This window comes from Crossiella sp. S99.2, assembly GCF_023094165.1.
In the GTDB taxonomy this organism is placed as follows: Bacteria; Actinomycetota; Actinomycetes; order Mycobacteriales; family Pseudonocardiaceae; genus Crossiella.
Map to the genome: position 1 here is coordinate 188,214 of NZ_JALMDK010000017.1, position 23,150 is coordinate 211,363.

15 protein-coding genes are annotated in these 23,150 nt (G+C 70.4%); 10 read left to right on the plus strand and 5 right to left on the minus strand.

The window, feature by feature from the left end:
- Positions 1-241 precede the first annotated feature (241 nt).
- On the plus strand, positions 242-1,729 hold the full coding sequence (locus tag MZC64_RS41945) for a hypothetical protein (protein WP_247764745.1): 1,488 nt from the start codon (positions 242-244) through the stop codon (positions 1,727-1,729).
- 4 nt (positions 1,730-1,733) lie between these two features.
- On the opposite strand, the gene MZC64_RS41950 is transcribed toward MZC64_RS41945, so the two are convergent.
- From MZC64_RS41950 to MZC64_RS41960, 3 genes are all read right to left on the minus strand, one after another.
- Positions 1,734-3,854 carry a tetratricopeptide repeat protein gene (locus MZC64_RS41950; RefSeq protein ID WP_247764744.1) on the minus strand — a complete coding sequence of 707 codons (2,121 nt, stop codon included), beginning with the start codon at positions 3,852-3,854 and terminating at the stop codon, positions 1,734-1,736.
- A gap of 194 nt (positions 3,855-4,048) precedes the next feature.
- Positions 4,049-5,101, minus strand: coding sequence for an acyltransferase (locus MZC64_RS41955; RefSeq protein ID WP_308301130.1), 1,053 nt, complete (start codon positions 5,099-5,101; stop codon positions 4,049-4,051).
- Between the two features lie 44 nt (positions 5,102-5,145).
- On the minus strand, positions 5,146-6,510 hold the full coding sequence (locus MZC64_RS41960) for a M1 family metallopeptidase (protein ID WP_247797782.1): 1,365 nt from the start codon (positions 6,508-6,510) through the stop codon (positions 5,146-5,148).
- A gap of 359 nt (positions 6,511-6,869) precedes the next feature.
- Between MZC64_RS41960 and MZC64_RS41965 the strand changes: the two genes are divergently transcribed.
- From MZC64_RS41965 to MZC64_RS41975, 3 genes are all read left to right on the plus strand, one after another.
- Positions 6,870-7,970: a glycosyltransferase gene (locus MZC64_RS41965; protein WP_247764741.1), complete on the plus strand. Its 1,101-nt coding sequence runs from the start codon at positions 6,870-6,872 to the stop codon at positions 7,968-7,970.
- A 127-nt stretch (positions 7,971-8,097) separates the two neighbouring features.
- Complete coding sequence (locus MZC64_RS41970) at positions 8,098-9,105, plus strand: hypothetical protein (protein ID WP_247764740.1); 1,008 nt, start codon at positions 8,098-8,100, stop codon at positions 9,103-9,105.
- Positions 9,106-9,149: 44 nt separating this feature from the next.
- Positions 9,150-10,466, plus strand: a complete 1,317-nt coding sequence (locus MZC64_RS41975) for a hypothetical protein (RefSeq protein WP_247764739.1) — start codon at positions 9,150-9,152, stop codon at positions 10,464-10,466.
- On the opposite strand, the gene rfbA is transcribed toward MZC64_RS41975, so the two are convergent.
- Positions 10,424-11,305 (minus strand): glucose-1-phosphate thymidylyltransferase RfbA, encoded by an 882-nt coding sequence (gene rfbA / locus MZC64_RS41980; RefSeq protein ID WP_247764738.1) that lies wholly within the window; start codon positions 11,303-11,305, stop codon positions 10,424-10,426. The genes MZC64_RS41975 and rfbA overlap by 43 nt on opposite strands.
- Before the next feature lie 149 nt (positions 11,306-11,454).
- On the opposite strand from rfbA, the gene MZC64_RS41985 reads away from it, so the two are divergent.
- From MZC64_RS41985 to MZC64_RS42010, 6 genes are read left to right on the plus strand one after another with little or no spacing between them, the layout of a single operon-like run.
- Positions 11,455-12,282, plus strand: a complete 828-nt coding sequence (locus MZC64_RS41985; protein WP_247764737.1) for a hypothetical protein — start codon at positions 11,455-11,457, stop codon at positions 12,280-12,282.
- 16 nt (positions 12,283-12,298) lie between these two features.
- Positions 12,299-15,400: an amino acid adenylation domain-containing protein gene (locus tag MZC64_RS41990; protein ID WP_247764736.1), complete on the plus strand. Its 3,102-nt coding sequence runs from the start codon at positions 12,299-12,301 to the stop codon at positions 15,398-15,400.
- 10 nt (positions 15,401-15,410) lie between these two features.
- Positions 15,411-16,550, plus strand: coding sequence for a DegT/DnrJ/EryC1/StrS family aminotransferase (locus tag MZC64_RS41995; RefSeq protein ID WP_247764893.1), 1,140 nt, complete (start codon positions 15,411-15,413; stop codon positions 16,548-16,550).
- A complete protein-coding gene (rfbH, locus tag MZC64_RS42000; RefSeq protein ID WP_247764735.1) occupies positions 16,547-17,875 on the plus strand; it encodes a lipopolysaccharide biosynthesis protein RfbH in 1,329 nt (442 codons plus the stop codon). Before MZC64_RS41995 ends, rfbH begins: the two co-directional genes overlap by 4 nt.
- A gap of 32 nt (positions 17,876-17,907) precedes the next feature.
- Entirely contained in the window at positions 17,908-19,314 is a 1,407-nt protein-coding gene (locus MZC64_RS42005) for an NDP-hexose 2,3-dehydratase family protein (protein ID WP_247764734.1), read from the plus strand.
- Positions 19,314-20,267, plus strand: a complete 954-nt coding sequence (locus tag MZC64_RS42010; RefSeq protein WP_247764733.1) for a Gfo/Idh/MocA family protein — start codon at positions 19,314-19,316, stop codon at positions 20,265-20,267. The genes MZC64_RS42005 and MZC64_RS42010 overlap by 1 nt, the downstream gene beginning before the upstream one ends.
- Here MZC64_RS42010 and MZC64_RS42015 read toward each other — a convergent pair.
- Positions 20,256-22,955, minus strand: a complete 2,700-nt coding sequence (locus tag MZC64_RS42015; RefSeq protein WP_247764732.1) for an AAA family ATPase — start codon at positions 22,953-22,955, stop codon at positions 20,256-20,258. The genes MZC64_RS42010 and MZC64_RS42015 overlap by 12 nt on opposite strands.
- Positions 22,956-23,150: the final 195 nt, after the last annotated feature.

Genomic DNA, 23,150 nt, shown 5'->3' on the forward strand with positions numbered 1-23,150 from the left:
GGCGTGGGCGGGGTGTTCGTAGACTGTCGCGATAATGGGCGGCGGAAGGACACGATGCGGTGATGGGACAACCGTCGCTGCCGCCATCCGCTCCGTCGACGGTAAGATGGTCAGACCGGGAGCCGGGAGCCGGGAGCCGGGAGCCGGGAGCCGGAAGCCGGAAGCCGGAAGCCGTTGGGACACCATTCGCCCCGAGCGTGAGGTCCTGGTCATCGCCCGCAACCCCGCCGTCCTCAACCGCATGTGGGACGTTCTCCCCCTGCTGCTGACCGATCCGCGGGTCGCGGTGACCTTCGCCGTGGACAACGGATCCGTGTTCTCCCACCGCATCCGCGACCACCTCGCCGAGGCAGGCGCCCGCACCGTGGACTGGGACACCGCCCTCACCCGGCGCTACGACCTCGCCTTGGCCGCCAGCGACAACGGCGAACTGCACCGCGTCCGCGCCCCGCTCATCCTGCTCCCGCACGGCATCGGCTACCACCGCCGCTCCCCCAGCGACCCCACCGCGATCTCCGGCCTCCGGCGCTCGGCCCTGGTGCGCCGCAACCGGATCATCCCGCACACCCTGGTCGTCGCCCACGATCACCAGCTCGCGGTCATCGCCTCGGTCGAGCCTCGGCTGCTGCCGCGAGCGCTGGTGGCCGGGGACCCGTGCCTGGACCGCATCCGCGTCAGCGAGCCGCGCCGGCGCGAGTACCGGACCGCCTTCGGTGCTGATCGGCGTGAGCTTGTGCTGCTGTGCTCAACCTGGGGCAGGCACTCACTGTTCGGCGCCTGCACCGAGCTGCCCGCGCGGATCCTCGCGGCACTGCCCACCGACCGCTTCCGCTGTGCGCTGGTGCTGCATCCCAACGTGTGGGCCCAGCACGGGGTGCTGAAGATCAACGCTCTACTCCGCCGGGCCACCGATGCGGGTCTGGCGGTGGTGCCGCCCGAGCAGGGCTGGCAGGCCGCGATCGTGGCGGCCTCGCTGGTGATCTCCGACCACGGCTCGCTGAGCAGCTACAGCGTCGGCGCGGGCAGACCGCTGTTGCTGGCCACCGACGGCGGACCCGAGGTGGTGCCCGGCTCGCCCCTGGATCACCTGCGCCAACGGCTTCCCCGGCTCCGGCTGGACGAACCCCTGGAGCCGCAAATCGAGCAGGCCCTCGGGCAGGACCCGGGTTCCGCCGCGGCGATCTTCGCCCGGACCGGGCAGGCCGCGGCCATCCTGCGGGCCCGGATGTACGCGGTGCTGGGCCTGCCGGAACCAGCGTGGAAGGCCCTGCCCGAACCACTGCCCACACCCGAGATCACGATGGCCGAGCCCGACGCGCTCCGGGTGCGGGTCTCCGGCACGACCACCCTCACCATGCGCCGATACCCGGTCGTGCCAGGTGAATCCGAGCCGCCCGGCCACCTGGCGGTCAGTGAGCACGCCGCCGATCCGGAACAGCTGGAGCGAGCGGCGGTGGTGTGGAGCGCCGCCCGGCACGACTGCCTGGCGGACGCGGACGAGTGGGGCGCGGTGACGCTGCGGCGCTGGCCCGGCGCCCAGGTCGCGGTGACCGAGGTGGCGCCCGGTTCAATCGTGGCCTTGTTTCGGGACGGTCACCGCCTCACCGGCCAGGCCACCGTGCCGCGATCGCTGGCCGGATCGGCGCTGTACCACTGGATTCCGCTCGGGCGGCCGGGCACGGAGTTGACCATCCAGGCGGGCGCGAACTCAGGTGTGCTGCGCTGGTGACCGATCAGGTCATGGCCGGCAACCCGGCCAGCTGCCGGGCCGTGCGGGCGATGGTGGCCGCGCGTGGGCTGCCCATTCGTTCGAAGATCGCCGCGGCGCGCTGCCGGAACTCGACACCGGCGGCCCGGTCGGCACGCCGCTCCGCCAGCTCGGCGAGTCCAAGCAGCGCATCCGCGGCCGGAGCCGTGGCACCGCGTTCCTCAGCCGTGGCCAGCACTTCGGTGTAGGCGCGTTCGGCGGCCTGGTCCGCGCCCGAGGCCGCGAGCACCACCGCGGCGCTGAGCTGGACCTTCACCAAGAGCGACGTGGCATCGGTGCCCGCCAACAGATCCCGGGAACGCGCGAAGGCCAGCGACGCCTCCTCGTACCGCCCCAGGGCACCCAGTGCCCGGCCGGCCAGCATGCTCTGCAACGCGGTGCCCCTGGCCAGTCCGAGCCGCTCGTTGATCTCCAGCGCGGTGTGGAACCGGGCCAGGGCTTCCTCGGCGCGGCCCGCGCGCAGCAGCACGTTGCCGGTGAAGTCCTCGACCGAGGCCAGCAGCCGGTCCCAGTCCGCGGCCAGTTCCCTGGCCCGATCCAGGTGCTCGTGGGCCTCGGCGAAGCGGCCGAGTTCCTGGTACGCCCTGGCCAGCAGGCACCGGCAGCGTGCCTCGTACCCGGCGTTGCCGAGCAGCACGGCCGAGTCGACGGCCAGCTTGCCCGCACGTACCCAGGTGGCCAGGGGTTTAGTCGCGTCGAAGAGGGTGTGCATCGCCTCGAACAACCGGCAGACCTCGGTGTGCCAGCCCTGCGCCGCGGCGGCCGCCATGATCTCGACCAGGTTGGTCTGCTCCTGCCGCAACCAGGCCAGGGCCGTGGCGGCCGGGATCTCCACCGGCGTTTCGTCCAGCACCGCGGCCGGATCGGTCACCCGCAGCGGCTGCCTGCCGTGCACGGCCACATCCGCGGCCGCCGCGCCGATCAGCCACCACCGGACCGCCTGGCGCAGTGCGGCGATCCGCTCGGCCTTGCTGTCCTCGGCCTCGGCCACCCGCAGCGCGTGCACCCGCACCAGGCGATGCAGCCGGTGCACCCCGCCGGGCTCGGCGTGCACCATGCCGGTCTGGCACAGCTCGTCCAGATCGCGGCGCACCGCGCGCACCGGCTGATCGAGCATGGCCGCGAGCACCTCGACGCCGAAGTGCGGCCCCACCAGCACACTCAACAGCCGGTACAGCCGCTGAGCCGACTCCGGCAGATCCTCGTAGACCCGGTCGAACATGGCGAACACCTTGGCCCGAGCCGATCGGTCCGCCGAGGAGTCCCCGGGATCGCGGTCGGTCTCCCTGAGGTCCTCGACCAGCTCGCGCACCGCCAGGTGCGGTCGCGCTTTCAGCCAGGCCGCGGCGACCCCGAGCGCCAGCGGCAGGCCGCCGCACAACTCAACTAGGTCGACCACCGCCGGGCGTTCCGCGGCCACCCGCTCGCTGCCGCACACCTTGGCGACCAGGCTGACGCCGTGCTCGGCGCGGAGCGGTTCGAGGGCCACATCGAGCACCTCCCGGTCCTGGTACAGCTCGGCCAGCGCCTCCTGCCGTCCAGCGGCGACCAGGACCAGGCTGGCCGGCGAGTTCGGCAGCAACGCGATCACCTGGGCCGCGTCCCGGACATCGTCGAACACCGTGAGCAGCCGCAGCCCGGCGCTCAACGAGCGGAAGAGATCGACCCTGGCCTGGAACGCGGCGGGGATCCGGGATTCGGGCACCCCCAGCGCGGCCAGGAACCTGGACACGGCTTCGGCGGGTGAGTTGCCCGCCACGCCGTACTGCACGTGCAGCACGCCGTCGGGATACCGCTCCCGCAACTGCCAGGCGGCCTGCCGGAGGAACGCGGTCTTGCCCATGCCCACCATGCCGTGCACGGCGGCGACCATCGGCCGGGTTCGGTCGCCGATCGGGGTCCCGGCCAGCGCACCCACTCGCGCGAGTTCCTCGTCCCGGTTGGTGTAGGTCTCCGGCGGCGTGGGCGCCTGCGCGGGAACCACCGGCGGCAGTGCCGGGTCCGCGGGCGCGCCGGAGAGGATGACCGACTCGATCACGCCGGCCTGCACCACGCTGTGCGCGGTGCCGCCCAGCTCGTTCCGCACCCGATCACCACGCACGGTCCCACCCCCGGTCGTTCCAGCTACGTTCCGCGACGATCACGGTACTGGACGCGACCTGGTCCCGCCGCGCCGCTCAGGGCACGGGCGCGTGATCGGCCGGCTCGAACAGCACGGCGAACGCGCTCCGCGCACCAGAGCACACCCCAGTACGGCCACCGCGGCGACCACCGCGCGCCTCACACCCGCACCGCCTTGAGCCGGGGTGTGCTCCAGCGGCGCAACAGCAGACGGCGGGCGGGCTTCTCCACCTGCTCGTAGAGCAACCAGGACAGCAGCAGCGACACGGTGAACACGACGGTGAAGGCGGCCAGCGCCCACCAGAACGGCAGTCTGGGCGCGGTGCCGAGCACCATTTCCGCCAGGCGCAGCACCAGCAGGTGGATCATGTAGAAGGAGAAAGACCACTCCCCCAGCACGACCAGCCTGGGATGCCGCCAGATCGACTGTGTGCCAGTCAGATCGGCCATGGCGGCGGCCGGGAGGAGCAGGGCGAAACCGAGCACGGTGCAGGCGGCGAAGCGGAAATCGCCGGGCACCTGCGCGGTGAGGAAGTAGCCGACCAGGGTCACCGCCACCGCCAGGTCCAGCGCGGGGCCGCGCCACCAACCGTTGCGCACCAACAGTCCCAGCGCGACCCCGAGCACAAACTCGGGCAACCTGGCCAACGGGAAGGAGTACAGCGCCAGCCCCAGGAACGGCAAGGCCAGCACCACCAGCACCGCGGCGGCGGCGACCGCGTACAGCCAGGCCGCCGATCCCTTGCGCAGCAACACGAACAGCAGTGGGAAGCACAGGTAGAAGAACGCCTCGCACACCAGCGACCAGCTGACCGGGTTGAGCGCCTGCCACCAGTCCGGCCACCAGGAACTGATCAGCAGCAGGTTGGCCGCTGTTTCGTTGCCGCTACTGGGTAACAGGCCCGGCACCAGGGTGGCGCCCAGGGCCAGCGCGAGCACCGCGGTCACCAGGTGCACGGGGTAGATCCGGGCGAATCGCCTGCGCCAGAACGTGGTCACCGGCTCGCCTGGTCTGACCGACCAGGCGAGCACGAAGCCGGAGAGGATGAAGAAGAAGGACACCCCGGTCGCTCCGGCGTCGAACGCCCAGTGCAGCACACCGCCGGCCGGTCCGTCGAAGTAGCCGAAGTTCCTTACGTGGTACAGGAAAACGATGAGGGCGGCCACCCACCGCAACCCGGTCAATGACGGCAACTGCCCGTTGGCTTTCACGCTCTGTACTGCCCGCTGAAGCCAGGGTAGTTCCGTGACTCACGTCACGGCTTCAGCGGACCGGGCCACAGGTACTCGTCGGCGGGCACCGTCGCGCCGCGGAACCAGGCGGCGAAGAAGCCGTCCAGGTTCTGCCCGGAGACCTCCGCCGCCAGGGCCTCGAACTTCGGCCAGTCGGCGTAGGAGGCGCGGTGCTCCTGCGGCCACCGCCGGAGCAGCTGGTCGAATGCCTGTTCGCCGAGCTGCCTGCGCAGCGCGTGCAGGGCGAGCGGGCCCTTGTTGTACATGGTGATCCCCGGTGTCACGCCCGGCTGGTAGAGCCGTTCCCAGAACGCGGGCTCACCCCGTTTCGCGGCGACGATCTGGCGGTAGCGGAGGTCCAGATCCGCGCCCTCCTTGGCCTCCTGCCACAGCCAGGGCGCGTAGGAGGCGAAGCATTCGGACAGGCAGCTGTCCGCGGGCAGCCGGGGCGCGGCAGAGATCCCGTACCACTGGTGGGCCTGCTCGTGCACGACCGTTTCCAGGGTCATGTACTGGGGGTTGCCCGCGCCGAGGTACACCGGGCGGGTCTGCGGGGAGGTGGCCGGCGCGCCGTCGCTGACCTGGAGGAAGACGTTGCCCGCCGCGTCGAAGGGGTAGCGGCCGAACTTCGCGGACAGGAAGTCGAGGACCTCCGGCAGCCGGTCGGCCAGGGGTTTGGTCGCCGTCTGCAGGCCCGGCGCGTACGCGGTGATCACCGGGGTTCCGTCGGCCAGCGCGCCGCGCTCGGTGGTGAACCGGTCGATGGACACGCTCACGTGGTCGGGATCGACCTCGGGTTCCGCCCAGTGGAACGTGGTCGACCCGGCGCCCGCCTGCTGCTGCCCTTCCCTGCCGACCGAGACCACGCCCCAGCCGTCCGGCACGGTCATCGCCAGCCGGAACTCCGCCTTGTCCCTGGCCTGGTCGCGGACCGGGAACCAGGACCGGGAGCTGCCCAGGAACGCGTTCGCCCCGCCCGTGGTGGTGGCCAGCCAGCCGGGTCCGGGCGTTCCGCCGTACTCGACGCGCAGCCGGAAGCCCGCGCCAGGACGGATCGTGGTCGCGGGCTGGATGAGCAGTTCGTCGTCGGCGTTGTGCGCGAAGGACTTCACCGGAACCGAGTCGACCGTGACCGCGGTGGCCCGCAGCCCGGCGAGGCGCACGGTGACGCGGTCGAGCGCGCTGCGGGCCTTGGCGCTGATCACCGCCGTGCCGCGCAGGGTCTGGGCGCCGGGCTGGTGCTCCAGGGTGAGGTCGTAGCCGGTGACGTCGAGGGCCTCGGCAGTCTCGGCGTTCGCCGTACCGGACCCGGCCACCATGCCCGCCAGCGCGGCGGCAAGCAGAACGCAGCTCAGTCGGCGAGGTCGATGCCCCGCGATGAAATTCATACCCCCACCGTCGCCCAGGCCCGTCCCCACCGAGTGGCGGACGTGTCGCGTTCCTGTCGCAGTAATCCACCCCGTGTTGGCCGTTGTGGACGCCGTGTTGGCCGTTGTGGACGCCGAGTTGGCCGTTGTGGACGGCGAGTTGGCCGATCTGGACGGCGAGTTGGCCCAAGTGGGCGGCGAGTTGGGCCAAGACTGCGTACGACAACGGCCAACACGCGGGCGGGGTGCGGACTGGGTGCTTAGGATTCCGCTTATGAGCGTGCATGCCGAGGTACTGGCCTGGTTGCGGCACAAGGGGACCGAGGGGATCGCCCACGCCACGCTGCGCGCCGACCTCCAGCACCTGCTCGATCGCTGACATGCGGTTGCTGTTCGCCGCGATGGCGGCCCATGGTCACACCTACCCGTTGGTGCCGCTCGCGCAAGCCGCCGTCCGCGCCGGTCACGACGTGGTTTTCGCCGCGGGAGCCCAGTTCGTGCCGGTGCTGCACGCGGCGGGCCTGCCCGCGGTGCCGGCCGGGATGAGCCTGCCCGAGGCCCTCGAAGCGGCCACGGCGGCGGGTGTCCCGGCCGGGGACCGGCACGTCGGGCACGCCCTCGGCCAGCTGCTGGCCGGGCGCTGGGCCGAGGACCTGACGGTCCTGCTCGCCAGGCACTGCACCGAACTCCTGATCCACGACGTGACCACGTTCGGCGCGGCGCTGGCCGGAGCCAAGGCCGGGATTCCGGTGCTGGGCCACACTTTCGGCCGGGTCGACCCAGGCCCGACCTGGAAGATGATCATGTGGGTCTTCGCCGGGCTGGCCGACGAAGCCGGGGTGGACGCCGAGGCCCTGCTGCACGGCGGGCGAGTGTTCGACATCTGCCCGGATTCGGTGCAGGCACAGCGTTTCCTGGCCACCGCGGACCGGATCCCGCTGCGTCCGGTCGGCTGGTCTCCGCCCGGCGCGCCACCGCCAGTCCGCCGCCGCCCCCTGGTCTACCTCACCCTGGGCACCGCGTTCGCCACCACCGAGCTGTTGCGGCAATGCCTGTACGGGCTGGCGACGCTGCCGGTGGACGTGCTCGTCACCACCGGCCCCGCCGTGCCCGCCGCCGCACTGGGTGCGGTGCCCGGCAACGTGCGCGTCGAGTCCTGGGTGGCGCAACAGGATCTGTTGCCCAGAGCGGATTTGGTCGTGCACCACGGCGGCAGCGGCACCATGCTGGGCGCCTTCCAGGCCGGTCTGCCCCAACTACTGCTACCCCGGGCCGCCGACCAGTTCGGCAACGCCGAGGCCGTGCTCACCGCCGGCGCGGGCGCCCGGCTGCTGCCGGATGACGTCACCAGCCAGGCCGTGGCCGCACTGGCCGAGAGTCTGCTCGCCGACCCAGCCCCACGGGCCGCGGCCCGCCGGATCGCCGCGGAGATCGGCGCCATGCCGTCCCCGGACCGGGTCATCGCGGAGCTGACCGGGTAGGCCATAAGCAGTACTGGACGCGTGGGCCGGGGCGAGGTACCGTGCTATTTGTTAACTACCTTTCCTAATGAGTTGTTTACCTTGCCGTACCAGCCGCCGCCAAGGCCCTGCGTCAAGGAGAGTCCCCGTGCGTGTCCACAGCAGACTTGTCCTCGCTGCCCTGTCCGTGCTCACCGTGAGCCTGCTCGCCACCGGCGCTTCCGCCGCACCGCCGAACGGCAAGTGGCCGGGTGGCCCCGAGGTCAGCACCGCCGACGGTGCGAACGTCTTCGGCGGCAACCTGAGTGGCCTGGCCTTCCAGAGTCCCGGCGTGGTGTGGGCGGTGAAGAACGGCCCCGGCACGCTGTATCGCCTGGTGCCGGACGGTGCGGGCTGGCGCCCCGATCCCAGCGGTGGCTGGGCGTCGGGCAAGGCACTGCGTTACCGCGACGGCAAGGGTGATCCGGACGCGGAAGGCGTGACGGTCACCCCGGACGGAGTGTTCGCGGCCACCGAACGCAACGGGGACAACGGCAAGGTCAGCCTGGCCAAGATCCTGCGCTTCGACCCGGCCAGCACCTCCTCCTCGCTCAACGCCACCGCGGAATGGGACCTCACCGCGGACCTGCCGAAGGTGGCCGCGAACAGCGGACCCGAGGCCATCACCTGGGTTCCGGACAGCGTGCTCACCGCCCGCGGCTTCCTCGACGAACGGACAAAGGCCCCGTACCGCCCCGATTCCTATCCCGGTCACGGCAGTGGCCTGTACTTCGTCGGCCTGGAGAACAACGGCGTGATCTACGCCTACGCGCTCAACCAGTCCGGCAGCGGCTACACCCGGGTGGCCGCCATCCCCAGCGGCCTGCCGGCGATCATGGGCCTGGAGTTCGAGGCCGACACCGGGCGGGTGTGGGCGACCTGCGACAACACCTGTAGCGGCCGCTCGGCCACGCTGGAGGTCCGCGGCGGCAAGTTCACCGCCACCGCCACCTACGACCGTCCCACCCAACTGGCCAACCTGAACAACGAGGGCTTCGCGATCGCGCCGCCGTCGACCTGTGCCGGGGGCCGGAAAGCCGTGCTGTGGGCCGATGACGGCAACACCGGCGGACACGCGCTGCGCCGGGGCACCTTGCCCTGCACCGCCGGCGGCTGACGGTCAGACCAGGGGCGCCGGCGGGTTCGCTAGGGTGCGCAGGCATGGATGCCGCTGATCTCGACCGCCGGGCCCGGACCCTCTCCGACTGCATTCCGCCGCTGCTGGTCTCCCGGCTTCTTGAACTCGGCCATGGGAAAGAGGTCGAATTCCAGGTCGGCCGCGGCGAATGGTTCTGCGCGCGGGAGTGGGCCCGGCTACTCGGTGACCAGGGGCGGCAGGCCGAGGCGCTGGCGGTGCTGGCACCGTACGTCGCCACGGGATGGTGGCCTGCCGCCCGAGCCCAGGCGGAACTGCTGGAGAGCTGGGGCCGGGCAGCGGAGGCGATCGAGTTCACCCGGCCGTACACCAGGACCGTCGGGCTCTCGCTGGAGTTCTTCGGGCGGCTGCTGGCCCGGCACGGACACCGGGACGAGGCGATCGCGTTGCTGAGCCCCGGAATGGACGACTGGGGCCTGGCCACCGCGCTGGTGGAGGTCGCCGAGGGGGCAGGCCGGGACGAGGACCTCGCCGCGCAGCTGGCCGCGAAGATCCCGGCCCAGCACCGGTGCGCCGATCCTTGGTGCTGCCGCGGCCTCGACCCGGACACGGCGATCCACCTGCTGGCCGTGATCCGCGAACGCCAGGGCCGGCTCGACGAAGCGATCGCCCTGCTGCACACCCGGCGCTTCAGCTCCGGGAAACGCGACCAGTTGGCCGACCTGCTGGCCAGGCATGACCGGATCGAGGAACTGCGGGAGTACGCGGCGACGGAGCACCACGGACTCGCCGCGCAGCGCCTGGCCGAGCTGTTGGCGGAGCGCGGTGACATCGACGGCGCGATCGCGGTGTACCGGCAACCGAGCGCCCGCGCGTGTGGTGATCCGTTCGAGCTGGCGCAGCTGCTGGTCCGGCATGGCCGGGTCGAGGAGGCGATCGAGGTGCTGCGCGCGCTCACGGATGAGCCCGATGGCGCGGAGGACTGGATCGTCGAGGCGCTGTGCACCCTGTACGCCGACCACGGCCGGGCCCGGGACGGCCTGGCCTACCTCGACCTCCTCACCGCGCGCCGCGACGGCGAGGAGGAGTGGGACTTCTTCCGGATCCGGCTTCAGCTCTTGGCCGGCTGCGGCCTGCTCGACGAAGCCATCGAGCAGGCGCGGGCGCACCCCGAGGGCAACACCGCCGCCGCGGCCTGGACCATCTCCGACCTGCTCGCCGAGCACGGCCGGACCGAGGAGGCGGTCGCGGTCCTGACCGCACACGCCCCCGCCCACTCCCACCTGCTGGCAGGCCACCTCATCACCCTCGGCCGGATCAAGGAGGCGGTGGCAGTCCTTCAGCTCGACGAAGCCAGCGTGCGCGCCACCTCCATCACGTAGCGGCCGTACGCCGAGTCGATCATCGTGTGACCCAGTTCGTAGCAGGCGTCACTGGTGATGAAGTCCATCCGCAGCGCGATTTCCTCGATGCAGGCGATCTTCATGGCCTGCCGGTGTTCCAGCGTGCGCACGTACTGACCCGCTTCCAGCAACGATTCGTGGGTGCCCGCGTCCAGCCAGGCGAAGCCGCGGCCGAGCGGGATGAGCTGCCCGCGGCCCCGATCCACGTACACCCGGTTGACGTCGGTGATCTCCAGTTCACCGCGATCGGAGGGTTCGATGCCGCGGGCGATGTCGAAGACGTCGTTGGCATAGAAGTACAGGCCGGTGATCGCCTGGTCGGACTTGGGGTTGCTGGGCTTCTCCTCCACCGAGACCAGGCGACCCGCCTCGTCCAGTTCGGCGATGCCGTAGCGGTGCGGGTCGGGCACCGGGTAGCCGAACAGCACGCAGCCGTCCAGATCCTTGCGGGCGTCGGTGAGCACCTGGGAGAAACCGGTGCCCTGGAAGATGTTGTCGCCCAGCACCAGCGCCACCTGGCCGCCCGCGGCGTGCTCCGCGCCGAGCAGCAGACCGTGCGCGATGCCGCGCGGTTCGTCCTGTTCGGCGTAGCTGATGTTCATGCCGAGATGCGCGCCGTCGCCGAAAAGCCGCTGGAAGGCGGGCAGCGCGTCCGGGGTGGCGATGATCAGGATGTCCCGGATGTCGGCCAGCATGAGCACGGACAGCGGGTAGTAGATCAGCGGCTTGTCGTAAATGGGCAGCAGTTGTTTGCTGACCGCCTGGGTCGCCGGGAAAAGCCTGCTTCCCCGGCCCCCGGCAAGAATGATCCCCTTCATGAAAACCACAGTAATTGCGGGCGCTCCCTGCACCTCAACCCCTAGCGACCCCTATCCCCGGTCACCCTGTCCTGGATTTAGCCGCGATTAAGACTGCCGCTAGACGCGGCGGCCACGATCTCGGGGACGAATGGTGAAAGGGGGCAACGATGTCGCTGGCAGAAACCTGGAAGATGCTTTCCGCGGACAGCGGGCCGGAGCTGGTGCTGGCCCTGGACTTCGACGTCACCGGACGGCCGCAGGCCGGTTTTGGTGAACTCACCGCGAAACTGCGGATCGAGCACTCGGTGTGGTTGTCCCTGCCGCCGGACGCGAACACCGGAAAAGACCTGGACGAGACCGCCTATCTGGACCGGTGGCTGGCCGCGCCGCGTTCCTCGGGCAAGCCGGTGCGCGCGGTGCTCGGTTACTGCGTGGGCGCGGTGTACGCGGCCGCGATCGCCGAACGGGTGGCGCAGTGGCAGCGCACCCCGCCGCTGCTGGTGCTGCTCGACCCCGAGCCCGCGGTGGGTTTCACGCTGTACTCCCAGTTCCGCAACGTGCTCTCGTTGCTGACCGCGCTGGTGCCGCCGGAGCAGATGGACGCGGTGCAGGAGGCCGGGCGGCGGGCCTATGAGGCCACCGATGATATGGACACCCTGGCCAAAACGCTGATCACGATCTTCGAGGACCTCAGCGGCGAGGCACTGGCCCGCGCCGGACTGGACGAGATCAGCCGCCGGGAGCTGACCGGCACCTTCTTCGCCTTCATGACCTACCTGAGAACGGCCGCGCGGTTCGACCCGTTCCCGGGCTGGCGTTCGGCCACCGCGCTGAGTTCATCGAGCCCGGCCAGCGGGCTCAACGCGGTCCGCTCTTACCGCAACGGCGCGGCAGATCCGTTGGTGGCGAAGGAGATCCCGTTCGCGGCCGACCACATCGGACTGTTGCGCGCGGCCGAGGTGGCCGCGACTGTCACTGACCTGCTCAACGCCTAGCCGGGAGAAGGCCCAGATGCGACCAGCAGAGACCGCTAGCGGAACCGCGCCCGGCCCGGCGCCCGCCACCCGCAAGGAAGAAGCGCTATGGCTGCTGGAGAACATGGTGCCGGGCAGCGCGATCAACAACCTGTCCTTCGCCTTCCGCGCCGCGGGCCGGCTGGATCCGGTGTTGCTGCGGGCGGCGCTGGCCCAGGTGGTGCACCGGTTCGAGGTGCTGCGCACCGTCTTCCACGCGGCCGGGGCCAGCCTGGCCAAGCAGGTCCTGGACCGGGTGGACATCAAGATCGAGCACCTGGACCCGGCCGGGCGCGACCCGGACGAGGTGCTCACCGCCTTCCTGGCCCGCCCGTTCACCCTGGACGGCCGCCCGTTGCTGCGCGCGGCCCGGCTGCGCGGCGCGGACGGCGCGGACCGGTTCTGCCTGGTGCTGCACCATCTCCTCTTCGACTCGCTGTCCACCCCGGTCCTGCGCGCGGAGTTCGCCGCGGCCTACACCGCGCTGGCCAACGGCGAACAGCCCACTGCCGGAGAACCGGTGCGGGCACTGGTGGAACCGCCGCCGAGCGCGGACAGCCTGGCCTTCTGGCGGGAGCGGCTGGACCAGTTCGATCCCGGCACCCTGGAGCTGGCCATCGGCAGCCAGGGCGTGCCGGATCCGGTGCTGCGCGGCACCCAGGTCACCCACGAGCTGTCGCCGCGGGCTCGCTCGGCAGTGCAAGCGCTGCAACGGGAACTGCGCGCGCCCGAGGCGGTGGTGCTGCTCGCCGGGTACTACCTGCTGCTGGCCCAGCACGGCGCCGGTCCGGACCTGACCGTCGGTTTCCCGGTCAACACCCGCGGTCCCGAGCACAGCGACGCGATCGGCTTCCACGTCAACGTGATCCCGCTGCGGGTGCGGGTGCCGGCGGGCCAGAGTTTCCGGGAGTTCACCCGCGCGGTCCGCACCGTCTTCTTCGACGGCCTGACCCACGCCGACGTGCCGGTGGAGCACCTGTCCGGCTTCCTGCCCCGCCGGAGCGCTTCCTGGCGGGAGGCGCTGTTCAAGCACGTGCTGAACTACGTCGCCGCCAACGAACGCGCCCCGTTCGACCTCGCGGGCGCACCCGCCGAGCCGCTGCTGCTGGAGAACGGTTCGAGCCGGTTCGACCTGGAGTTCTTCGTGCTCTCCACCGCCGAACACCTGCGGGTGCGGGCCGCGTACTGCGTGGAGTTCTACGACCGCACGGAGGTCGAGGCGCTGCTGCACCGGTTCGAGGAGCTGCTGATCCGGCTCGCCGACGACGTGGACCGGGTGCTCGGCGAGGTGGAAGTCTGCTCGGCCGCCGACCGGTCGGTCATCGACGCGGCCAACGACACGGTGGTTCCAGTGCACCCGGCCGACGTGCTGACCGGGGTGCGGCACCAGGTGGCAACGCGGCCGGAGTCGATCGCGATCGAACACGAGGATCGGCAGGTCAGCTACCGCGAACTATGGGACACCGCGGCCGCCGTGGCGGCGCAGCTGCGGGCGGCGGGCATCAGCGCCGGCGAGGTGGTCGCGGTGGCGGCCCCGCGTTCGCCCGAACTGGCCGCGGCCGTGCTGGGAATCTGGCTCGCGGGCGCCGCCTACCTGCCGGTGGACCCCGAGCATCCGGCCGAGCGAATCACCTACCAGCTCACGGATTCCGGCGCCAGGGCCGTGCTCACCACCGACCCTGGACTGCTGCCCACGACCGGCCCGATCCCGGTGCTCACTATCGCCACGGCGCCCATTCAGTCCACTGTGGACATTCCAGCGCTGTCGGCCGATTCCGCCGCGATGATCATCTACACCTCCGGCTCGACCGGCCTGCCCAAGGGCACCTGGATCTCGCACGGCAACCTGGCCAACGTCATGTTCCACTTCGGACAGACGCTGCGAGTGTCCGAAGAGGACGGATTCCTGTGGCTCACCACGTTCTCCTTCGACATCTCCGAACTGGAGTTGTTCCTGCCATTGCTGGCGGGCGGCCGGGTGGTGGTGGCCCCGGATGAGGCGCGCACCGACGGCAAGGCGTTGCGGCGGGTGCTGGAAAACCACCCGGTGCACCTGGTGCAAGCCACACCGACAACCTGGCGCCTAGTCCTGGAAGACGCCGCCCCGGCACTCGCGGGCTGCCGACTCTCCTCCGGCGGCGAGCCACTCACCGAGGACCTCGCCCGCAGGCTCAGCGCGGTCGCACCGGAGGTGTGGAACTTCTACGGGCCAACGGAAACCACCATCTGGTCCACCACCGACCGGCTCACCGGCGGACCGGTGGGCATCGGCGGACCGATCGCCAACACCCAGGTCTTCGTCTGCTCCCCCACCGGCGCCGAACTCCCGATCGGCGTGCGCGGCGAACTGTGCATCGCCGGGGCCGGAGTGGCCCTGGGCTACCACAACCGGCCGGAGCTGACCGCGGAACGGTTCCCGTGGCATCCGAGGTACGGCCGCTACTACCGGACCGGCGACCTGGCCCGCTGGCGCCCGGACGGGACCATCGAGTTGTTCGGCCGCAACGATCGCCAGGTCAAGTTGCGCGGCAACCGGATCGAGCTGCCCGAGGTCGAGGCCGTGCTGCGCGAGCACCCGCGAGTGCGGGCCGCGGCCGCGGTGATCGTCCCGGACGAGACCAGTGGCGGCCTGCTCGTCGCCTGCGTCGAGGGCGCCGAGGAACCCACGCTGGCCGCCCAGCTGTGGGGCTACGCCGCCGAGCGGCTCCCGGTCGCGGCCACCCCCAACGACTTCGTCTTCCTCGACTCCTTCCCCGAGACCGGCAACAACAAGGTGGACTATCCGGCGCTGACCCAGCTGGCCACCGAGCACCGGCGCAACCGGGCACCCGCACCAGCGTCCAGTGCGCCGGGTGACGGTCTGGTCGGCGCCCTGGTCGCGCTGTGGCGGGAGTTGCTGGAACGGTCCGATGTGGACGCCGAGGCCAACTTCTTCGCCCACGGCGGCCATTCCGTGCTGGCCGCGCGGATCGTGCAGCGGCTGGCCGAGTCCACCGGTGTGCGGATCAAGTTGTCCGGCGTGTTCGAGCACCCCACCCCACAGCTGCTCGCGCGGCACCTCGCCGCGGCAGGCGTCGCCCCACAGCCCCAGGAGGCATGAGTTGATCAACGTGTTCCGGCCCAGTCTGGGCGCCGAGGAACTGGCGGCCGTCAGCGAGGTCTTCGCGAGCAACTGGCTCGGCTACGGCGCGCGGGCCAAGGCGTTCGAGGCGGAGTTCGCCGCCCACCTGGACGTGCCGGCCCCCAACGTGCTGTTCATCAACTCCTGCACCGCCGGGCTGTTCCTGGCCGCGCGGATGCTGGACCTCGGCCCCCAGGACGACGTGGTGCTGCCCTCGGTCAGCTTCGTCGCCGCCGCCAACGCCATCGCCGCCACCGGCGCCCGGCCGGTGTTCTGCGATGTCGACCCGCGCACCCTCAATCCGTCCATTGAGGACATCGAACGGGCGGTCACGCCGCGGACGAAAGCGGTGCTGGTGCTGCACTACGGCGGCTACCCTGGCAACATCGCGAGCATCGCGGCGTTCTGCCGCAACCGCGGCCTGCGGCTGATCGAGGACGCGGCCTGCGCGGTGGACTCCCGGGTGGACGGCAAGGCGTGCGGGAGCTTCGGCGATATCGCGATGTGGAGCTTCGACGCGATGAAGATCCTGGTCACCGGCGATGGCGGCATGCTCTACACCCGCGACGACGAACTGGCCGCCAAAGCCCGCGGACTGGCCTACCACGGCCTGGCCCAGTCCAGTGGCTTTGTTGCGGCCAAGGTCTCGCACCGCTGGTGGGAACTGGACGTGCGCGACTTCGGCGGCCGGATGATCGGCAACGACCTGACCGCGGCCATCGGCAGCGTGCAGCTGCGCAACCTGCCGCAGGCCATCGGCAGGCGCCGGGAGATCGTCGAGCAGTACGACCAGTTGCTGGCCGGGGTGCCGGGGGTCGTGCTGCCGCCGCCGCTGCCCGAGGGGCACAGCTCCTCCTACTACTTCTACTGGGTGCAGCTGGATCCACGGATCCGCGATGTGGTGGCCGCCGGGCTGCTCGAACGTGGGATCTACACCACGTTCCGCTATCCGCCACTGCACAAGGTGCCCGCGTACCAGGCCGATGTCACGCCACTGCCGGCCACCGAGGCGGCAGCCGACGCCACGTTGCTGCTGCCGCTGCACCACGGCCTGGCCGACGCGGAGGTCAAGACCGTGGCCGCCGAACTGACCGAACTGGTAACGCAGCACCGGGTGGAGGGGCGATGAACCGGAGTGACGACGTGAGCGAGAGCAAGGCCCTTGTCCTGGACCTGGCCCGCAAATACCACCAGGAAAGCCAGAGCGGCAGGCAGTTCGTGCCGGGTGTCACCGAGATCTGGCCTTCTGGGGCGACCCTGGACGAGGAGGACCGGGCGGCGCTGGTGGAGGCCGCCCTGGACATGCGGATCGCCGCGGGCCGGAGTTCGCGGATGTTCGAGTCCGCGTTCGCCCGCCGGATGGGCAGACGCAAGGCGCACCTGACCAATTCCGGCTCCTCGGCGAACCTGCTCGCGCTGACCGCGCTGACCTCGCCGCAGCTGGAGGACCGGCGGTTGCGGCCGGGCGATGAGGTGATCACGGTCGCGGCCGGGTTCCCGACCACGGTCAACCCGATCCTGCAGAACGGCCTGATCCCGGTCTTCCTCGACATCGAACTGAAGACCTACAACACCACCGCCGAGCGGGTGGCGCGGGCGATCGGGCCGCGCACCAGGGCCATCATGATCGCGCACGCCCTCGGAAACCCTTATGAGGCAGCAGAACTGGCCGAGCTGGCCGAACAGCACGACCTGATCCTGGTGGAGGACAACTGCGACGCGGTGGGCTCGACCTACCGCGGCCAGCTGACCGGGACCTTCGGCGAGCTGGCCACGGTCAGCTTCTACCCCGCGCACCACCTGACCATGGGCGAGGGCGGCTGCGTGCTGACCTCGAACCTGGCGCTGGCCCGGATCGTGGAGTCGTTACGGGACTGGGGCCGGGACTGCTGGTGCGAACCGGGTGAGAGCAACACCTGCCTCAAACGCTTCTCCTACCAGATGGGCACGCTGCCCGCAGGCTACGACCACAAGTACATCTTCTCCCACATCGGCTACAACCTGAAGTCCACCGACCTGCAGGCCGCCCTCGGCCTGACTCAACTGTCCAAATTGGACTACTTCGGCGCGGTGCGGCGGTCGAACTGGCGCAGGCTGCGCGAGGGCCTGGACGGAGTGCCGTGGCTGATCCTGCCCGAAGCCACCCCGGACAGTGATCCGAGCTGGTTCGGATTCATCATCACCGTCGATCCGGAGGCGCCGTTCAAGCGGGCCGAGCTGGTCGACTTCCTGGAAACCCGCAAGATCGGCACCCGCAGGCTCTTCGGCGGCAACCTGACCCGCCAGCCCGCCTACGTCGAGGCGCCGCACCGGGTGGCGGAGGAGCTGACCAACAGCGACATCGTCACCGAACACACCTTCTGGGTCGGCGTCTACCCCTCGCTCACCGAGGAGATGCTCGACTACGTGCTCGACTCGATCAAGGAATTCGTGCAGGCGCGCAGCAGGCGCTGAGCCGGCGACCGCCCCAGCCAAGGAGCTGTGTCATGGTATCCAACCTCGCCGACAGCGCGGCCGCCTCCTCTCGGCTCCAGCCGAGAGAGGACGCCGCGCTGGTCAGCAGGCTCACTCTCTCGGCCAAGGCCCTGGAGGGCCGGTTCGGCGGCGTCGAGGACTTCCACAAGTGGTGGGCCGAACGCGTGTCCTCCCAACGGCACCGGGTCGAGCACATCCCGTTCTCCGCCATGGACAAATGGTCCTTCGACGCCACCACCGGCAACCTCCAGCACGACAGCGGGCGGTTCTTCACCGTCGAAGGGCTGCGGGCCAGCGTGGACGACGGCGCGCAGGTCGAGTGGTACCAGCCGATCATCAACCAGCCCGAGGTCGGCATCCTGGGCATCCTGGTCAAGGAGTTCGACGGCGTCCTGCACTTCCTGATGCAGGCCAAGATGGAGCCCGGCAACCCCAACCTGGTGCAGCTCTCGCCGACCGTGCAGGCCACCCGCAGCAACTACATGAAGGTGCACCAGGGTTCGCCGGTGCGCTACCTGGAGCATTTCAGCACCACCCGCAACGGCAGTGTGGTCGCCGATGTGCTGCAGTCCGAACACGGTTCCTGGTTCTACCGCAAGTGCAACCGCAACATGATCGTCGAAGCCTTCGACGAGGTGCCGGTGCACGAGGACTTCCGCTGGCTGACCCTGGGTCAGATCGGCGAGCTCCTGCTGGAGGACAACCTGGTGAACATGGACTCGCGCACCGTGCTGGCCTGTGTGCCCAGCCAGAGCGAGGAAACCGGCGCGATGGGGTCCGATGTGGACCTGCTGTCCTGGATCACCGCCGAACGAGCGCGCAACCAGGTGCACGCGCAGCTGATGCCGCTGGGTTCGTTGCCCGGCTGGGTGCACCGGCCGTACTCGATCGACCACGAGAAGGGTCAGTACTTCAGCGTGGTGGCCGTGTCGGTGCACGCCGACTCCCGCGAGGTCGCCTCCTGGACCCAGCCGCTGATCCAGCCGTGCGGGCGCGGGGTGGCGGCCTTCCTGACCCGGCGGCTGGGCGGGGTGCCGCACGTGCTGACCCAGTCCCGGGTCGAGGGCGGTTTCCTGGACACCATGGAACTCGGCCCCACCGTCCAATGTGTACCGAGCAACTACCTGGACCTGCCTGAGCCCGCCCGGCCGCGGTACCTGGACCTGGTGCTCAACGCGGACCCGGCCCGGATCCGTTATGAGGCAGTGCATTCGGAGGAGGGCGGACGGTTCATCAACGCCGAGAGCCGTTACCTGGTGGTGGAAACCGACGACAGCCAGACCCCCCTGGACCCGCCGCCGGGCTTCCGCTGGGTCTCGCACGGCCAGCTCATCTCGCTGGTGCGGCACAGCCACTACGTCAACGTGCAGGCCCGCACCCTGCTGGCCTGTCTCAACGCCATGTGGGCGCAGGGGTGATGGACCCGCTGCGGCTCGGTGTGCTCGGCTACGCGGGCATCGCCCGGCGCCGGGTGCTGCCCGCAGTCGGGCGGACGCCGGGGATCAAGATCGCGGCGATCGCCAGTAGGGACAAGGATCGCGCGGCCGCCGCGACGGCGGTCTTCGGCGGTTGCCCGGTGCACGGCTACGAGGAGTTGCTGGCGCGGGCGGACGTGGACGCGGTGTACGTGCCGCTGCCCGCCGCGCTGCACGCGGAATGGGTGGCGGCGGCATTGCGGGCGGGCAAGCACGTGCTCGCGGAGAAGCCGCTGACCACCGACGCGGCCGGCACCGCGGAACTGCTCGCGCTGGCCGCCCGGTCCGGGCTGGTGCTGATGGAGAACATCATGTTCGTGCACCACGCCCAGCACGCCGAGGCCCTGGCCCTGCTGGCCGACGGCGCGATCGGCCAGGTGCAGGTCTTCCAGTCCTGCTTCGCCATCCCGCCGCTGCCGCCCGGCGACATCCGCTATCAGTCCGATTTGGACGGTGGCGCGCTCTGGGACGTGGGCGTCTACCCACTGCGGGCGGCCTCACTGTTCCTGGGCGGCTCGCTGGAGGTCATCGGCGCCTTCCTCACCCCCGGCGCACGGGGTGTGGACGTGGCGGGCGCCGCGTTGCTGCGAGCCGCTGGCGGGGTCGCGGCGCACCTGACGTTCGGCTTCGAGCACGCCTACCGCTCGATGTATGAAGTGTGGGGCGATGAAGGGCGGCTGAGCGTGGAACACGCCTTCACCCCGCCCGCCGACCACCGGCCCACCCTGCACCTGCGGCGCGGCCCGGACGTCAAGGAGATCGTGCTCGAACCCGACGACCAGGTGGCCAACACGATCGCTGCCTTTGTCGCCGCGGTCCGGGCCGGCGTCTCCCCCGCAATGGAGTCCAGCCTGGAACTGGCCCGGTTGCTGGCCGAGGTCCGCTCACGGGCGTGACCTCAGCAGGCCGGCCAGATCCTTGCGGTCCTTGACCCCCAGCTTGCGGTAGATCCGGGTCAGGTGCTGCTCCACCGTGCTGACCGTGATGTGCAGCCGCACCGAGATCTGCCGGTTGGTGGCCCCGTGCGCGGCCAGCGCGGCCACCCGTTGTTCGGCGTAGCTCAACGATTCCAGCACCGGATCGTCCACGGCCAGCGCGTCCAGGCCGAACTCCAGCTGGGGCCACACCGGATCGGCGTCATAGTCCTTGACCGTCTGCTGGGCCCGCTGGAACATCGTGCGCGCCGGCCCGTCCTCACCGAGTTGCTCGTAGGTGTGGCCGAGTTTGGTGAGCGCGCGGGCCAGTTGCAGGTGATCGCCGGAGCGGTTGAGCATCTCGGTGGCCTCGGTCAGCACGGCGTGCCGTTCGGCGGGCTGGGTCAGCTCGGCCATCGCGGTCAGGCTCACCCCCCAGGTGCGTGGCTGGTCCCGGCTCAGCCGGGCGAGCTGGTCGGCGATGAGGTGCCGGGCGTCGTCGTGGTCCCCGGCCCGGCGGCGCGCCTCGGCCGCGCCGATCCGCCAGGAGATGAAGGTGGGCGAGTCCAGTTCCCATGCCTCCATGAGCTGACCGCACTTGTCGAAGTCCGCGGCCGCCGCCTCCAGCTGGCCTGTGGCGAGGTGGTGCAGGCCGCGGGCGTAGACGAAGTGCAGCCCGTAGCGGGTCTGGTACATCTCCGGCGGCACCGGATGCCCGACGTAGCCGCCGAGTTCCTCCTCCCGCCGCAGATCCAGGCACACCTCGATCAGGATGGCCAGCGGCAGGCCCACCGCCACCCCCCACGCGGCAGGCGCCAGCACGGTGAGGCTCTCCCTCGCGTGCTGGTAGGCGCCGGCGAGATCGCCCTGGCCAAGCAGGGCCTGGGCCCGCAACGCGAGCAGCTGGGCGCGGAACTCGGGACGCTGCGCGCTGACCGCCTCGCGTTCCACCTTGTCGCACCAGGTGATCGCCTTGTCCGCCTGCTCGGAGTGGATCAGCAGGGTGATCAGGCTGAACACCGGCTCAAACGTTTGCGCCGTGAACTCCGTGTAGCGCAGGGCCTGTTCCGCCTCGGTCACCTCCGCCGCGGACGCGCCGTGCCGCAGCGCGGATTTCAGCATCCGGAAGGCGCGCAGCCGGAGGTCGCCGTCGGCCGGGATCGCGCTCTCCACCACGGTTTCCGCCGAGGTGGGCTGGCTGACCGAGAGCCAGCAGCGGATCACCTCCGCCTCGGCCGCGGCCTGCTTGTCGTGCAGGGCGGCCCTGGCGTCCAGCGCGGCCAGCACCTCCTCGGCCTTGTCACCGTGGCAGTACCAGACCAGGTTGCGCACCAACGAGAACGCGTACCTGACCGGCAACTGCCCCGCGCGCAACTCGGCGAGCAGCGGGTAGAGCGTGCGGATGGTGGCCTCGGGATTGCTGCCCCAGGTGTACTCCAGCAGCTTGGCCTTGATCGCGGACTTCAGGCCGGCGTCGGCGAACTGCGTGGTGGCGTACTCGAAGGTCTCCCTGGCGAAGGCGGTGTCGTTCTCGGCCAGCGCCTGGTCCACCGCCTCGGCCAGCAGCGGGGCGCTCCACTGGGTCGCGGTGGCGCCGCCGGCGATGAGGTGGTGCGCGACCTCCACCGCGGGCGCGCCCTGTTCGTAGAGCAGCTGGGCGGCCCGCCGGTGCCGCACGGCGCGTTCGTCCAGGGCCAGGTTGGCCAGCAGGGCGGTGCCGATCTGCGGATGCCGGAAGTCCTGCTCGTGCACCAGGCCGAGCTGGGTGAGGATGCGCAGCGCGTGATCCGCCGCGCCAGGGCCGGCCTCGAAGGAGTGCTCCAGCAGCTGGTTGGGGCTGGCGCCGGAGAACAGCGCGCGGCCCTGGGCCATCCGCAGCACGTGTGGCTCGTGCCTGCGCAGCAGTTCGACCACGGCCTGCTGGTAGGCGTGGCCGGGGACCAGCCCGGCGCGCTTCTGCATGTCCTGGATCAGCGCGTGCAGCAGCAGCGGATTGCCGCCGGTGAGCAGGAAGGACTCGGCGGCGGTCGGCTCCGGCGGGGCGGCGCCCAGGTGGTGGGCGAGCAGCCGCTCGGTGCCGCCGTGACTCAGCGGGGCCAGGCTGAACCGCCGCACGTGCGCCCGGCGCAGCAGGTCGCCCAGGATCAGCGAGTGACCGGGCGTCATGTCCTCGCGCTCGGTCAGGATGACCACGATCCGCTCGTTGCGGATGCGCCGGATCAGGTACAGCAGGCAGTGCAGGGACACCCGGTCGATGTCGTGCACATCGTCGATACAGAGCACCAGCGGGTGAATCTTGCCGAGTTTGGCGAACAGTTTGTGAAAACCCTCCGAAAAGCGGACGGAGAGTTCGAGCACGTCCAGTTCGGCAATGTCCTTAGTGGACTCAAGGAGGGTGGTCACCTCATCGGTCAGCGAGCCCGGCAACTCCGACTGGGTGAGCAGCTGTTCCATGATGCCGAGCGGGAAATGCCGTTCCGACCGGACGCAGTTCGCGATGAGCGTGAGCATCTGCTCGGAACGCGCGTGGTCGGCGAACTGGTGCAACAGCTCGGTCTTCCCACACCCGTCTGGCGCGGTGACCAGCAGCACGCTGCCGCGGTGCTGTTCGCTCTCCTTGAGACTCTTTTCGAAGACCTTCGTCTCATCACTTCTTTCAATCAGGAACATGATTGGTGTATCCCCCAGCGCTGTGACCGTCAAGACGACGAGAGGCCACACCGGGAGGCGCAACCTCAAGATCAGGGCGGGCAGGCGTAATCCCCACAGAAGCCAGTTCCGGCGTCGATGTACAAAAGGTGTACCGGCTGCCTCCGGCACCTGATCGACAATTCGGAACGGCCGCGCCGCCGACCGTGGTCGGCC

Bases quoted from the DNA above. Each gene is read 5' to 3' on its own strand.
- MZC64_RS41945 (WP_247764745.1), top strand. From the start codon at position 242: ATGTGGGACGTTCTCCCCCTGCTGCTGACCGATCCGCGGGTCGCGGTG.
- MZC64_RS41960 (WP_247797782.1), bottom strand. From the start codon at position 6,510: ATGAATTTCATCGCGGGGCATCGACCTCGCCGACTGAGCTGCGTTCTG.
- MZC64_RS41965 (WP_247764741.1), top strand. From the start codon at position 6,870: ATGCGGTTGCTGTTCGCCGCGATGGCGGCCCATGGTCACACCTACCCG.
- MZC64_RS41975 (WP_247764739.1), top strand. From the start codon at position 9,150: ATGGATGCCGCTGATCTCGACCGCCGGGCCCGGACCCTCTCCGACTGC.
- rfbA (WP_247764738.1), bottom strand. From the start codon at position 11,305: ATGAAGGGGATCATTCTTGCCGGGGGCCGGGGAAGCAGGCTTTTCCCG.
- MZC64_RS41985 (WP_247764737.1), top strand. From the start codon at position 11,455: ATGTCGCTGGCAGAAACCTGGAAGATGCTTTCCGCGGACAGCGGGCCG.
- MZC64_RS41990 (WP_247764736.1), top strand. From the start codon at position 12,299: ATGCGACCAGCAGAGACCGCTAGCGGAACCGCGCCCGGCCCGGCGCCC.
- rfbH (WP_247764735.1), top strand. From the start codon at position 16,547: ATGAACCGGAGTGACGACGTGAGCGAGAGCAAGGCCCTTGTCCTGGAC.
- MZC64_RS42005 (WP_247764734.1), top strand. From the start codon at position 17,908: ATGGTATCCAACCTCGCCGACAGCGCGGCCGCCTCCTCTCGGCTCCAG.
- MZC64_RS42010 (WP_247764733.1), top strand. From the start codon at position 19,314: ATGGACCCGCTGCGGCTCGGTGTGCTCGGCTACGCGGGCATCGCCCGG.
- MZC64_RS42015 (WP_247764732.1), bottom strand. From the start codon at position 22,955: ATGTTCCTGATTGAAAGAAGTGATGAGACGAAGGTCTTCGAAAAGAGT.